At 60.3% G+C, this 15,105-nt stretch carries 6 protein-coding genes; 4 read left to right on the forward strand and 2 right to left on the reverse strand.

Going from position 1 to position 15,105, the window contains the following annotated elements; genetic code table 11:
- Window positions 1-306: 306 nt before the first annotated feature.
- The 3 genes from recC to recD are packed head-to-tail and all read left to right on the forward strand — an operon-like array spanning window position 307 to window position 9,535.
- Window positions 307-3,756, forward strand: coding sequence for an exodeoxyribonuclease V subunit gamma (recC, locus tag KW839_RS21805; RefSeq protein ID WP_218425457.1), 3,450 nt, complete (start codon window positions 307-309; stop codon window positions 3,754-3,756).
- On the forward strand, window positions 3,756-7,445 hold the full coding sequence (gene recB / locus KW839_RS21810; RefSeq protein WP_218425458.1) for an exodeoxyribonuclease V subunit beta: 3,690 nt from the start codon (window positions 3,756-3,758) through the stop codon (window positions 7,443-7,445). The genes recC and recB overlap by 1 nt, the downstream gene beginning before the upstream one ends.
- The gene (recD, locus tag KW839_RS21815; protein ID WP_218425459.1) at window positions 7,442-9,535 is read left to right on the forward strand and encodes an exodeoxyribonuclease V subunit alpha; all 2,094 of its coding nucleotides are present in this window, start codon (window positions 7,442-7,444) and stop codon (window positions 9,533-9,535) included. The genes recB and recD overlap by 4 nt, the downstream gene beginning before the upstream one ends.
- 107 nt (window positions 9,536-9,642) lie before the next feature.
- On the opposite strand, the gene KW839_RS21820 is transcribed toward recD, so the two are convergent.
- Entirely contained in the window at window positions 9,643-12,291 is a 2,649-nt protein-coding gene (locus tag KW839_RS21820; RefSeq protein ID WP_218425460.1) for an EAL domain-containing protein, read from the reverse strand.
- A 182-nt stretch (window positions 12,292-12,473) separates the two neighbouring features.
- Window positions 12,474-13,421: a LysR family transcriptional regulator gene (locus KW839_RS21825; protein WP_218425461.1), complete on the reverse strand. Its 948-nt coding sequence runs from the start codon at window positions 13,419-13,421 to the stop codon at window positions 12,474-12,476.
- A gap of 150 nt (window positions 13,422-13,571) precedes the next feature.
- Between KW839_RS21825 and KW839_RS21830 the strand changes: the two genes are divergently transcribed.
- On the forward strand, window positions 13,572-15,098 hold the full coding sequence (locus KW839_RS21830; protein ID WP_218425462.1) for a CoA-acylating methylmalonate-semialdehyde dehydrogenase: 1,527 nt from the start codon (window positions 13,572-13,574) through the stop codon (window positions 15,096-15,098).
- Window positions 15,099-15,105: the final 7 nt, after the last annotated feature.

A 15,105-nucleotide genomic window follows, 5' to 3' on the forward strand; every position in this document is an offset into this window, starting at 1 on the left:
GAACTCAGCAGTGAAACGATGCATCGCCGATGGTAGTGTGGGGTTTCCCCATGTGAGAGTAGGTCATCGTCAAGATTAAATTCCGAAACCCCTATCTGCGTATGCAGGTAGGGGTTTTGTTTTTGTGGCGCTTTTCCCTGTAGGAGCGAGCACGCTCGCGAAAAACGCCAGGACACCACGGGGACCCAGACAGCCCGCGTAATCGTTGACGTTCTTCGCGAGCATGCTCGCTCCTACATACACATGAAGCAAGGCGCCTTCAATGCTAAAGTCGTCCATCGATTGTGCATTTTCCAGGAAGCCTTTATGCCGGATGCGACACCCCTCAGTGCTGGATTCATGGTGGTCCACGGCAACCGCCTGGACGAATTGCGCAGCCTGGTGGTCAGCTGGATGCGCCGCTACCCGCTGGCTCCCCTGGAAAACGAAATCGCCCTGGTGCAGAGCAACGGGATTGCCCAATGGCTGAAACTGGCCTTGGCGGAAGATGCCGAAGAGGACGACATGGGTGGCTGCGGAATCGCTGCGGCCATTGATGTTCAACTCCCCGGCAGTTTCATGTGGCAGCTCTATCGCATGGTCCTTGGGCGTGACGAAATCCCGGCCAAATCCCTGCTCGATAAGGCTCCGCTGACCTGGCGCCTGATGCGCCTGCTTCCACAATTGATCAACCAGCCACACTTCGAGCCCCTGCAGCGCTTCCTGACCCACGATGCCGACTTGCGCAAACGCTATCAGTTGGCCGAGCGTCTCGCGGACCTGTTCGACCAATATCAGGTGTACCGGGCGGACTGGCTCGAAGACTGGGCAGAAGGTCGCCATCAATTGCGCAACGGTCGCGGCGAAGCCAAAGCCCTTACTCCGGCCAACTGCTGGCAGGCAGAGTTGTGGCGCGCCCTGTTGCTGGATGTGGGGGCAGAAGGCATGGCGCAGAGCCGCGCCGGCGTCCACCAACGGTTTGTCGAACGGATCAACAGCCTCGACGTGGCACCCCATGGATTGCCCTCACGAGTGATCGTTTTCGGCATTTCCTCCCTGCCGGCCCAAGCCCTGGAAGCCCTCGCCGGACTGGCACGATTCAGCCAGGTCCTGCTGTGCGTGCATAACCCATGTCGTCACCATTGGGCGGACATCGTCGCCGATAAAGACCTGTTGCGGCATCAATACAAGCGCCAGGCACGCAAGAGCGGTATGCCGGTGGTGATCGATCCGCAGACCCTTCATCAGCATGCCCATCCGTTGCTGGCAGCATGGGGCAAGCAGGGGCGCGATTACATCAGTCTGCTCGACAGCTATGACGATCCCAACAGCTATCGCTCGGCATTTCGTGACGGGCGCATCGATCTGTTCAGCGACAGCCAGCCACTGAGCGTGCTCAACCAGTTGCAGGATGACATCCTCGAGTTGCGGCCGCTCAACGAGACCCGGGAGCGCTGGCCGGCCGTCGATCTGCAGCAGGACCCGTCGATCCGTTTTCACATTGCCCATAGCCCTCAGCGCGAAGTCGAGATTCTCCACGACCAACTGCTCGCGCGCTTCAGTGCCGATCCACACTTGCGTCCTCGGGATGTGATCGTGATGGTCCCGGACATCGACAGCTATGCACCGCATATACGTGCGGTGTTTGGCCAGCTCGACCGCCATGACCCGCGTTTCATTCCGTTTACCCTGGCAGACCAGGGCCAGCGAGGTCGCGATCCATTGCTGATTGCGGTCGAGCACCTGCTCAAGTTGCCGGACAGCCGATTCCCGGTCAGCGAGATTCTCGATTTGCTCGACGTGCCAGCATTACGGTCGCGTTTCGGCGTCGAGGAGCGCGACCTGGCGACACTGCACCGCTGGATCGAAGGCGCGGGCATTCGCTGGGGCATGAATGCCGAGCAACGTGCCGGGCTGGGATTGCCCCACGAGCTGGAGCAGAACAGCTGGCGTTTCGGCCTGCGCCGGATGTTGCTCGGCTATGCCGTCGGCAGCGGCGAAGCCTGCGAAGGAATCGAACCCTACGATGAAATCGGTGGTCTGGATGCAGCACTGATCGGCCCCTTGGTGGCCCTGCTGGATGCGCTGGAAGTCGCTCACCAGGAACTCTCCCAGCCGGCACCGCCCAAGCAATGGGGCATGCGCTTGCAGGCATTGATGCAACTGTTCTTCCAGGCCAGCAGTGAGCACGACGACTACTTGCTGGCCCAACTTGAAGAGTTGCGCGAAACCTGGCTCGACACCTGTGAATCAGTCGGCTTGCACGACCCGTTGCCATTGACCGTCGTGCGTGAAGCCTGGCTTGCCGGTCTTGACCAGGGCCGCTTGTCCCAGCGCTTTCTCGCCGGCGCAGTCAACTTCTGCACCTTGATGCCCATGCGCGCCATCCCGTTCAAACTGGTTTGCCTGCTGGGCATGAACGACGGCGATTATCCGCGCGCGCAACCACCGCTGGACTTCGACCTGATGGGCAGTGATTACCGCCCCGGCGATCGCTCCCGCCGTGAAGACGACCGTTACCTGCTGTTGGAGGCGGTATTGTCGGCGCGTGATCAGCTCTATATCAGTTGGGTTGGTCGCAGCATCCGTGATAACAGCGAGCGTCCCGCATCGGTACTGATCGGCCAGTTGCGTGACCACCTGGCCAGCGGCTGGCGAATGCCTGATAGCGAAGAAGACTTGCTTGAGGCGATGACCCAGGAGCATCCGCTGCAACCCTTCAGCGCCCGATACTTTCATGAGGGTGATGAGCTGTTCAGCTACGCCAGCGAGTGGCAAGTCCTGCATCAGGCTACGCAGCAACCGGTGCAGATCGAAGTGCTTGAGCCCCATGTTCAGGATGAGCCGCTCAGCCTTGGTCAGCTTCAGGATTTCCTGCGCAATCCGGTGCGGCATTTTTTCAGCCAGCGCCTGAAGGTGTTTTTCGAAGCGGCTGAAGTGCCTTTGGCCGACGAAGAGCCATTTGTCCTCGACGCCTTGCAGCGCTATGGCCTCAGCGCCAGTTTGCTCGACGCAGCCTTGGGCAATATGCAGCAAACCGATCAGGCACTGAAGGCGCAGGCCAAGCGTCTGCAAAATAGCGGACTGCTGCCCATGGCCGGGTTTGGCGAGTGTCTGCAACAGGAATTGATCGAACCATTACCCGACCTGCTGCAGCGCTATGAACAGCTGCTGACCCTATGGCCAACAGCGCTCACCAGTGCCTTGCCGGTCAGTCTCGAGCTGCAAGGCTTACGCCTTGAGGGCTGGCTCAGCGGTCTGCATCAACGCGATGATGGTGGTTTGCTGTCCATTACTACCATCCCCAACAGTATCGGTTCGATCAAGTCGCGCAAATGGCATCGCCTCACCCGGCCATGGGTCAATCATCTGGCGGCTTGCGCCAGCGGCATGGTGATGACCACGGCCCTGGTGGCCAGTGATGACAGCCTGCTGCTCGGCCCGCTCGAAGAGAGTTCGGCGCGGCGGATTCTCGGTGACCTGCTGCTGGCCTGGCAATCGGGGATGCGCCAGCCGCTGCCGATCGCCGTCAAGACAGCCTTCGCCTGGCTCGGTCAAACCGATCCGCTCAAAGCCGAGGCCGCTGCGCGCAAGGCCTATGAAGGTGACGGGCTGACGACTGACGGAGAGCGTCGCGAAAGTCCGGCACTGCTGCGTCAGTTCACCGATTACGCTGCCTTGACCGCCGATGAGACGTTCTCCGGCTGGTGTGATGCGCTGTACCGCCCGCTGCTTGAAGCCCCATGGCGTTCATTGACCGGCGAGGAGCCGCGCTGATGACTACGAAGACACCTCTGGCGCTGGCATTCCCGCTGCGTGGCAGCCAACTGATCGAGGCCAGTGCCGGTACTGGCAAGACCTTCACCATTTCCGCCTTGTATCTGCGCCTGGTCCTTGGCCATGGCGGCGAGCCCACGGGTTTCGGCCGCGAGTTGTTGCCACCGCAAATCCTCGTCGTGACGTTCACCGACGCCGCCACCAAGGAGTTGCGCGAGCGTATTCGTACGCGGCTGGCTGAGGCTGCGCGATTCTTTCGCGAGGAGACACCGGCACCTGACAGCCTGATCACCGAGTTGCGCGAGCAGTACCTTCCCGAGCAGTGGGCCGGGTGCGCCAATCGGCTGGACATCGCGGCCCAATGGATGGACGAAGCTGCTGTATCAACCATCCACGGTTGGTGCCAGCGTATGTTGCGCGAACACGCATTCGACAGTGGCAGCCTGTTTACCCAGACCCTGGAAACCGACCACAGCGATCTGCTCGGCGAAGTCCTGCGCGATTACTGGCGACTGTTCTGCTACCCGATGCAGGGCGATGCCTTGAACTGGGTGCGCAACAACTGGGGTGGCCCTGCGGCATTGCTGCCACGGATCCGCGCGCTGTTTGCCAGCGAGCGTGACACCCTCCAGGGAAAAGAACCTGCGGAGCTGATCACCGAGTGTTTGCAGGATCGCCGCGCCGCGTTGATTGAACTGAAAATGCCCTGGCGACAATGGGCTGACGAGTTGCTTGCCATTTGTCATCAGGGCGTCGCCAGCAAGAGCGTCGACGGCCGCAAGATGCAGGCACGTTATTTCGAGCCCTGGTTCGAAAAGCTCAAGGCCTGGGCCGAAGACGAAGCCCTTGAGCAACTGGATATAGGTACCGGCTTCACGCGCCTGACACCCGATGGCATGGCCGAAGCCTGGAAAGGCGAAGCCCCTCGCCATCCGGGTCTGGATGCGATGGCTGCACTCAAGGCCTGTCTCGATGGACTGCCGACCCCCGACGCCGCCGTACTGCAGCATGCCGCCCGATGGGTCAGCGGTCGATTCGAGGAGGAGAAACGCCGCCGCGCGGAAATGGGCTTTGACGACATGTTGCTGCGCCTGGACGCAGCCTTGCAGTCCGACGGCGGTGAGCGCCTGGCAACCCTGATTCGCGAACAGTTTCCGGTTGCGCTGATCGATGAATTCCAGGACACCGACCCGGTGCAGTACCGGATCTTCGAGAGCATCTACCGGATTGAAGACAACAGTCCGGAATGCGGGCTGTTCCTGATCGGCGACCCGAAACAGGCGATCTACGCCTTCCGTGGCGCCGACATCCATACCTATCTGCGCGCCCGCCAGGCGACCACCGGCCGCCTGCACACCCTGGGCACCAACTTCCGTTCCAGTCATGGCATGGTCAAGGCGGTGAACCATGTGTTCGAGCGTGCTGAAGTTCGTGATCTGGGACGCGGGGCTTTCCTGTTTCGCGAGCGCGATGGCGAGAACCCGGTCCCGTTCACCCCGGTTCAATCCCAGGGCCGCAAAGAAGTCCTGCAAATAAACGATCAAGCAGTACCGGCCCTGAACGTCTGGCACCTGTCGGCCGAGCAACCGTTGTCAGGTGCGGTGTACCGACAACAACTGGCTGCAGCCTGCGCCAGTGAAATCACCGCATTGCTTAACGGCGGTCAGCAGGGGCAAGTGGGCTTCGCCCAGGACGGCAAGTTTTTTCGGGGCCTGCGCCCGGCGGATATCGCGATCCTGGTGCGCGACGGCAACGAAGCCCAGGCCGTGCGTGCCGAACTCTCCACCCGAGGTGTGCGCAGCGTCTACCTTTCGGACAAGGATTCGGTGTTCGCCGCCCAGGAGGCTCACGACCTGCTGACCTGGCTCAAGGCCTGCGCCGAGCCGGACGTGGAGCGGCCACTGCGGGCTGCGCTGGCCAGCGTCACCTTGAACCTGTCGTTGTCCGAACTGGAACAGTTGAACCAGGACGAACTGGCCTGGGAGTCGCGGGTCATGCAGTTCCGCGGCTATCGCGAGCTGTGGCGCAAACAGGGCGTGTTGCCGATGCTGCGCCGCTTGCTGCATGACTTCTGTCTGCCTCAGGCGCTGATCGCCCGCCATGACGGCGAGCGGGTGCTGACGAACCTGCTGCACCTGTCCGAACTGCTGCAGCAGGCCGCCGCCGAGCTGGATGGCGAGCAGGCCCTGATCCGCCATCTGTCCGAACATCTGGCACTGTCCGGGCAGGCAGGCGAAGAACAGATCCTGCGTCTGGAAAGCGACGAACAACTGGTCAAGGTCGTGACCATCCACAAGTCCAAAGGGCTTGAGTACCCCCTGGTATTCCTGCCGTTCATTTGCTCGGCGAAACCGGTGGACGGCAGCCGGCTGCCGTTGCATTACCACGATGCCGACGGCAAGGCCCAGGTGACGTTGAAGCCGACGGCGGAGTTGATTGCCCTGGCCGATGAAGAGCGACTGGCCGAAGATCTGCGCCTGCTGTATGTCGCCCTGACCCGGGCGCAACATGCCTGTTGGTTAGGCGTGACCGACCTCAAGCGTGGCAATAACAATGGCTCGGTGCTGCACCTCTCGGCACTGGGTTATCTGCTCGGTGGCGGCGCACCATTGGCCGAATCCACAGGCTTGCGGCGCTGGCTGCAAGACCTGCAACAAGACTGTCCGGCAGTGGCTTGCAGCGAGATGCCCGAAGCGACGGGCGCGCAGTACCAGCCACCGCAAAACGCTGCTGCATTGCTGGCTGCGCGGGTGCCAAAACGCAAGGCCAGCGAAAACTGGTGGATTGCCTCGTACAGCGCTTTGCGCATCGGCGACACCCTTGGCGTCGGCAGTGACGAAGCGCCCGAGAGCCCCCGGGCGCAGAAGCTGTTCGATGATGAACGCCTCGACCCGCAGGCGCGCAACGAAGTACTCGCCGGCGGTGCGGATATCCATCGATTCCCTCGTGGCCCAAACCCCGGGACCTTTCTCCATGGCTTGCTCGAGTGGGCCGGGGGCGAGGGGTTCAACGCCACGCCGCAAGAGGTGGAAGACGCTATCGCCCGGCGTTGTAACCGTCGTGGCTGGGAGGGCTGGATCAGCACGCTGAGCGAGTGGCTGCAGCATCTGCTCAAGTCGCCGTTGCATGTCGGTGGTGGTCAGCCAGCCGTGACGCTGGCGCAATTGAGCCAGTACCAGGTGGAGATGGAATTCTGGTTCGCCAGCCACAAGGTCGATGTGCTCAAGCTCGACGCGCTGGTGTGCCAATACACCCATGGTGGCGTCGCCCGGGTGGCCGCTGAACCGGTGTTGCTCAACGGCATGTTCAAGGGTTTTATCGACCTGACGTTCGAGCACGACGGCCGCTATTACGTGGCTGACTACAAATCCAACTGGCTCGGTGTCGATGATGCCGCCTATACCGCACAGGCCATGGAACAGTCGATCCTCGACAACCGATATGACCTGCAATACGTGTTGTACCTGTTGGCCCTGCATCGCCAGCTCAAGGCGCGTCTGGCCGATTACGACTACGACAGGCATGTCGGCGGTGCGTTGTACCTGTTCCTGCGGGGTACGCGCGCACCGGGCCAGGGCGTGTATTTTGCCCGCCCGCCAAGAGAACTGATCGAGCACCTGGACCGGCTGTTCCAGGGCAAGCCGCAACCCAAGGCGGAACCTGCCTGGGAACAGGGAGTACTGCTATGAGTCGCTCATTCGCCGATTTGCTGCCGACGTCGCTGGCAGACGAAAGCCTGGCCGACCTCGCGCCCTTGAGCCGCGCCGACGACCTGCTGCTGTTGCTCACCCGTTGGGTTGAACGTGGCTGGTTGCGTGCACTGGACAAAGCCTTCGTGGCCTTCCTGCATGAACTGGCGCCGGAGGATGATCCGCTGGTGCTGCTGGCCGCTGCGCTGACCAGTCATCAGTTGGGTCATGGGCATGTCTGCCTGGACCTGTTCGAGACGCTCAAAGAGCCGGACTTCGCCCTGTCGCTGCCACCGGAGGGCGACCTGCAAGGCGGTGCGATGCTGTTGCCTTCGCAATTGCTCGAAACCCTGGACGGCGCCCATTGGTGCAAGGTCCTGGCGGCCAGTGACCTGGTCGCTTTGGCGGCAGACAGTCGGGACGCCGTGCAGCAACGGCCATTGGTGTTGTCGGGAAAACGTTTGTACCTGCGGCGCTATTGGGCGTATGAGCGACGGATCGATGTCTCGCTGCGCGAACGCCTGAGCGGGCACGAAGAGACGCCGAACGACTTGCCCCAACGCCTTGCGGGCCTGTTCGGCCCGGCCCGGCCAGGTGAGGTAATCGATTGGCAGAAACTCGCCTGCGCCCTCGCCACCCGCAGCGCCTTCAGCATCGTCACCGGCGGCCCGGGAACCGGCAAGACCACGACAGTGGTGCGCTTGCTGGCACTGCTTCAGGCGCCGGCGGTGGAGGCCGGCAAGCCCTTGCGCATTCGTCTCGCCGCGCCCACCGGCAAGGCGGCGGCGCGGCTGACGGAGTCCATCAGTCAGCAAGTCCAGAGCTTGAAAGTCACCGAAGAAATACGCGAAAAAATCCCGTCGGACGTCACCACGGTCCACCGCCTGCTCGGCAGTCGACCGGGTACTCGACACTTCCGCCATCACGCGGGCAATCGTTTGCCACTGGATGTACTGGTGGTGGACGAGGCCTCGATGATCGACCTGGAAATGATGGCCAACCTGCTCGATGCCTTGCCGGCCCATGCGCGCCTGGTGCTGCTGGGTGACAAGGATCAACTGGCATCGGTGGAGGCGGGTGCGGTGCTGGGAGATCTGTGTCGCGACGCCGAGGCCGGTTGGTACAGCCCGCAGACTCGTCAGTGGCTGGAGGTTGTCAGCGGTGAAAGCCTGCAAGCCAGTGGTTTGCAGGAGGACACTCAAGGCACTCATCCATTGGCCCAGCAGGTGGTCATGTTGCGTCATTCGCGGCGCTTCGGCGAGGGCAGCGGTATCGGTCAACTGGCCCGCTGGGTCAACCAGCAGCAGCCCGAAGAAGCCCGCAAGTTGCTCGCTGCGCGCAGCCACGACGACGTGTATTCGTTACCCCTCAAGGGCGAACAGGATCGGGCGCTGGAGCGCCTGTTGCTCGAAGGCCATGGTGAAGGGCCGCAAGGTTATCGGCACTATCTGAGCCTGCTGCGCAATCAGCGCCCGGCGCTCGACAGCCCGCTGGAAGACGCGCGCTGGACCGACTGGGCTCGGCGGGTATTGCAAGCCTTCGACAGCTTCCAGTTGCTCTGTGCCGTGCGCAAGGGACCCTGGGGCGTCGAGGGGCTGAACCAGCGAGTCACCGGCGCATTGCTCAAGGCGCGATTGATCGACAGTGACCAGCAATGGTACGAAGGCCGCCCGGTTCTGATGACCCGCAACGACTACGGCCTGGGCTTGATGAACGGGGATATCGGAATCGCCCTCAAACTTCCGGAGCGTGAGGGCCCCGAGGCCGGCAAGCTGGTCCTGCGAGTTGCCTTCCCGCGCAATGACGGCCAGGGCGGGGTGCGCTTTGTCCTGCCGAGCCGGCTCAATGATGTCGAAACCGTGTACGCCATGACCGTGCACAAATCCCAGGGCTCGGAATTTGCCCACACCGCGTTGATCCTCCCCGATGCCCTGAACCCGGTGCTGACCAAGGAGCTGATCTACACCGGAATCACCCGGGCCAAGAACTGGTTCACCTTGATCGAACCGCGCACAGGGGTGTTCGAAGAGGCGGTGAGGCGCAAGGTCAAGCGCTTGAGCGGGTTGATGCTGGAGCTGGGCGCCGACTGATCGGCGAACAGCATCTCCCGGTCGCCATTGACTCCAAAGGGTGGATTGCGAGCGATAGAGAGCGGCCTGTGTAGCCGCTCCAGACTTGATGAAGGACTATGGGAGCCTCACAGGCTCCGATTTCCCGAATGGTCCAGGAGGGCAAGGCCAACTCCACCTTCGATGTAATCCTCTAATGCATCTATGCCCATGGGGCGACCAAAAAAATACCCCTGATAGTTACGGCAACCCAAAGCCGCCAGCATGTCACGCTGCTCTTGCGTTTCAACACCCTCAGCGATGACCGACAAGTTCATGCTTTTTGCCAATGCGACCACCGTTTTGGCGATTGCCGCATCGTTGGGGTCCACCAGGATATCGCGAACAAATCCCTGATCGATCTTGAGCTGGTCCAGCGGTAGTCGCTTCAAATACGACAGGGAAGAATAACCGGTGCCAAAGTCGTCCAGCGAAAAGCCAACGCCGATGGTTTTCAACGCATTCATCTTGGCAATCACATCCTCCACGTTGGAGGCCAGCATGCTTTCAGTAATTTCCAGTTTGAGGCGATGAGGATTGGCACTGTAGCGCTTGAGTACAGACCGTACTTCTTCGACAAAGCCATCCTGATTGAACTGCCGGGTACTGACGTTGACGGCGATGCTCAGGTGCGAGAACCCGGTTCGATTCGCCCATACGGCCAACTGGTGACAGGCCATTTCCAATACCTGCTGTCCTAGCGGAAAAATCAAGCCAGACGCCTCTGCCAGTTGAATGAACTCTGCGGGAAAGATCAGGCCACCGCGCGGGTCTTTCCAGCGCACTAACGCTTCCACGCCTGTAACGCGACCTTCTTCCGTGACCTGCGGCTGATAGTGCAAAACGATTCGGCGTTGCTTGATGGCCTCGCGCAAACCTTCCTCCATTGCGATTCGAGCGCTGACGTCCGCCTGCATCTGGGGGTCGAAAAAGCGTATGACGTTGCGTCCGCAGGCTTTGGCCTGGTACATGGCCAACTCGGCGCGTTTCAAGGGCTCGCTTGCATCCTCAGTCTGCTCGCCAAACAGGGTAATGCCTATGCTGCAGGTTCGATGCAGGGTGGACGAATACAGTTCATAAGGCTGCGCGAGTTCGCGCAGGGTTTTTTCGCCAACGGTTTCAGCATGGCTCGCTGCCTCTTGGGGATTGGTGCTCAGGCTTTCCAGAATGAGAGCGAATTTGTCGCCTCCCAAGCGAGCGACGGTGTCACCCTCCTGCACACACCGCCTCAATCGCTGAGCGATTTCACTCAGAAACAGGTCACCTCGGCCGTGCCCCAGGGTTTCGTTGATGGATTTGAAGTCATCGAGGTCGACAAACATCAATGCCCCCACCCATTGATGGCGAGCACTCGAAATCAGTGCCTGCTCCAGCCGATTCGTAAAAAGTCTGCGATTGGGCAACCCCGTGAGCTGGTCTGAGAACGACAGTCTCTGGATCTGCTGCTCGTCAGCCTTTCGGTCGCTAATGTCCCGGACGATCGCCTGAATGCACAAAGTGTCATTCAGGGTAATCACGTGCGCCGAAACCAGACCGGGCCACGTTCGGCCGTCCTTGCTTACAAACTCAGCTTCACGATCAATGAAGTATCCGTTTTGCTGCAAGATACGAACCGATGTACGACGCTCTTCCGGATAGCGCCAGATGTCGATATCAATAACCGTTTTGCCAACAGTATCTTCCCGTGTCCAGCCAAATACGGGCGTAAATCCGTCATTGACCTCAAGAAGTCGCCCATCCTCAAGACGGGTGATGATCTGGCTGTCCGGGCTGGTGCGGAACACGGTACGAAATAGCTCCATTTTTTTCGCCTTGCGCGATTCAGTCTCACGCCTGTAGCTGGTGCGCGTGTAAACAAGAATCGCCAAGGTAAAAATGACCACCAGTAAAAGTGTTCTGAAAACTTCCTTTCGCCAGGGAGCAAGAAAGTCGTGGGTGCTTTTTGCGACGAAGATATAGAGAGGGTAATTGGCAATTTTTCGATAGCTGTAGATTCGCTCGATGCCGTCCACTGGAGCAACGGCGGTGTAGCTCCCTGAATTTGGGAACGCTCGAAGCATTTCTGTGGCTTTGGCTGAAACCAGTCTGGCGCCAACGGCCCCGCTTTCATTCTCTGCTTTTGGATGCCGGACTATGAGTGCCATCTGATCATCGCGAAGAGCAATGATCCCTTGTTTTCCAACATCAAAAGAGGAAAACATGGCGGTGAAATACTCCATCATGCGCAACGAGCCCAGCGCTACACCTGCAAAGGAGCCATCAGGGTGGTTGATGCGTCTGGACAGGAGGACCGACCAGGCTTTTGTACTGCGGCCGATCACCGGCTTGGATACGACCATTCCGAGCTGCGAGTTCTCTTGCAGGCGCTGGAAATACTCTCTATCGGTTATGTTCGTTATTTTGCCGGGGGTCATTACTGTGCCCCAGGGGATATCACCTTTCTCATCCGACACCCACAGTCCTTCGCAATCGCGAATCTGCGCCTGTTGCTGTGTCAAATACCCGTCCAGCAACGCACCATTAACCCCTCCCGCAGCCATTTGCTGTTCTACTTCGCTGGCGACAGCAAGCAGGCCGATATCAACTTTATCAAGGATGCCGGAGACGTTGATCGCCAGGGATCGCGCCAGGTTCTCCGTTGTGATGACCGCTTGAAGCTCATGCTGTTGTTTGCTCTGGTAGAGCGCCAGCCCTGCCAGCGCATAGACAAACAAAATGATGGCAACAATGCCTGCCATAAGGCGGACCGCCAAGGAATGTGATCGCCACTGCATGAGGGAGTCTCGACAAATCAATTGAGGGGCGTAGCGGGGCAAGTCATAGGTTAGCCGGTCAGAAAAAACGTGCCTTAGAAAATTTAACTATCTAGATAATTTGTGTGGTGGCGCGCAAAACTGATGTTTTCCCTCATGAAATTCCGTCAGTCGGCAAACAGCATATCCCGGCTCTCACCCATCAACAGGCCCTGGTTCTGCTCAGTGACCGCGCGGATGTAGTCCCACAACAGGGTGATCCGCTTGAGCTTTCTCAGGTCCTCGCGGCAGTACATCCAGAACTGCCGTGTGATGTTGACGTCCTGTGGCAGTACCGGCAGCAAACGCGGGTCCTGAGCCGCCAGGAAGCACGGCAGAATCGCCAGCGAGCGCCCCTGCTGGGCCGCGATGAACTGCGCGATCACGCTGGTGCTGCGCAGGTTGGCGCTGGCGCCGGGCAATACGTTGGCCAGGTACAGCAGCTCCGAGCTGAACGCGAGGTCGTCGACATAACTGATGAACGAATGCTTGGCCAGATCTGCCGGGCGGCGGATCGTCGGGTGTTTGTCGAGGTATTCCTGGGTCGCGTACAGCTGCAACCGGTAGTCGCAGAGTTTGCAGCACACGTATGGACCATGCTCCGGGCGTTCCAGGGCAATGACGATGTCGGCTTCGCGCTTGGACAGGCTGATGAAGTGCGGCAGCGGCAGGATATCCACCGAGATCGCCGGGTAGGTGTCGACGAAGTGGCTCAGCTGCGGGGTGATGAAAAAGCTGCCGAAGCCTTCGGTGCAGCCCATGCGCACATGACCGGACAGCGCCACACCGGACCCTGACACCTGCTCGCACGCCATGTGCAAGGTGCTTTCAATCGACTCGGCATAACCCATCAGGCGCTGGCCTTCTGCGGTCAGAACGAAGCCGCTGGTCCGGGATTTCTCGAACAGCAAAGTGCCCAGTGCCGCTTCCAGGGAACTGATGCGCCGCGACACGGTGGTGTAATCCACCGCCAGGCGCTTGGCCGCGGTGCTGGCCTTGCGGGTGCGGGCGACTTCGAGGAAAAACTTGAGGTCGTCCCAGTTCAGTGAGCCTAACGAGGTGATGTTTTTTTGCATGTTGGACCGGTTTTTATGTGCGTTCTTATTAGAAGTTTGCACATCTATACTCCAAAAACAGCCCGACAACCAATTCGCGGCACACGCCTCATCGCAGGGCGACCTTTTCGCCCTGGCTCCTGAAACAAGAACAAGCATCCGGAGACCCACATGAACGCATCGCTCACGCCCAACGACACCACCGTACACAAGGTCAAACTGCTGATCGACGGTGAGTGGGTCGAATCCCAAAGCACTGAATGGCACGACATCGTCAACCCGGCGACCCAGCAAGTGCTGGCAAAAGTACCGTTCGCGACCGCAGAAGAAGTCGACGCCGCCATCAGCGCCGCCCACCGCGCCTTCCAGACCTGGAAGCTGACGCCGATCGGCGCGCGGATGCGCATCATGCTCAAGCTCCAGGCGTTGATTCGCGAACACTCCAAGCGTATCGCCGTGGTCCTGAGCGCCGAGCAGGGCAAAACCATTGCCGACGCTGAAGGTGACATTTTCCGTGGCCTGGAAGTGGTCGAGCACGCCTGCTCCATCGGCAGCCTGCAAATGGGCGAGTTCGCCGAGAACGTCGCTGGCGGCGTCGACACTTACACCCTGCGCCAGCCGATCGGTGTGTGTGCCGGCATTACTCCGTTCAACTTCCCGGCGATGATTCCGCTGTGGATGTTCCCGATGGCCATCGCCTGCGGCAACACCTTCGTGCTCAAGCCGTCCGAACAGGACCCGATGTCGACCATGCTCCTGGTGGAACTGGCGATTGAAGCCGGTGTTCCGGCCGGTGTGTTGAACGTCGTGCATGGCGGCAAGGATGTGGTGGACGCACTCTGCACCCACAAAGACATCAAGGCTGTTTCTTTCGTCGGTTCGACCGCGGTCGGTACCCACGTCTACGACCTGGCCGGCAAGCACGGCAAGCGTGTGCAATCGATGATGGGCGCCAAGAACCACGCCGTGGTGCTGGCGGATGCCAATCGCGAACAAGCGCTGAACGCGCTGGTGGGTGCCGGTTTCGGCGCAGCGGGTCAGCGCTGCATGGCGACCTCCGTGGTGGTGTTGGTCGGCGCGGCCAAGCAATGGCTGCCAGACCTCAAGGCGCTGGCGCAAAAACTCACGGTGAATGCCGGCAGCGAGCCGGGCACCGATGTCGGGCCGGTCATTTCGAAGAAAGCCAAACAGCGGATTCTCGATCTGATCGAAAGTGGCATCAAGGAAGGCGCGAAACTGGAGCTGGACGGGCGCGGCATCACGGTGCCAGGTTACGAGAAAGGCAACTTTGTCGGCCCGACCCTGTTCTCCGGCGTGACCACCGACATGCAGATCTACACCCAGGAAATCTTCGGCCCTGTGCTGGTGGTGCTGGAGGTCGATACCCTCGACCAGGCCATTGCCCTGGTCAACGCCAACCCGTTCGGCAACGGCACCGGTTTGTTCACCCAGAGCGGCGCGGCGGCGCGCAAGTTCCAGAGCGAAATCGATGTCGGCCAGGTCGGCATCAACATCCCGATTCCGGTGCCGGTGCCGTTCTTCAGCTTCACCGGTTCCCGTGGTTCCAAGCTCGGCGACCTCGGCCCGTATGGCAAGCAAGTGGTGCAGTTCTACACTCAGACCAAGACCGTCACCAGCCGCTGGTTCGATGACGACAGCGTCAATGACGGTGTGAACACCACCATCAACCTGCGATAAGGAGCCG

The sequence above is a fragment of the Pseudomonas sp. PDM31 genome (genome assembly GCF_019218965.1).
Taxonomy (GTDB): Bacteria; Pseudomonadota; Gammaproteobacteria; order Pseudomonadales; family Pseudomonadaceae; genus Aquipseudomonas.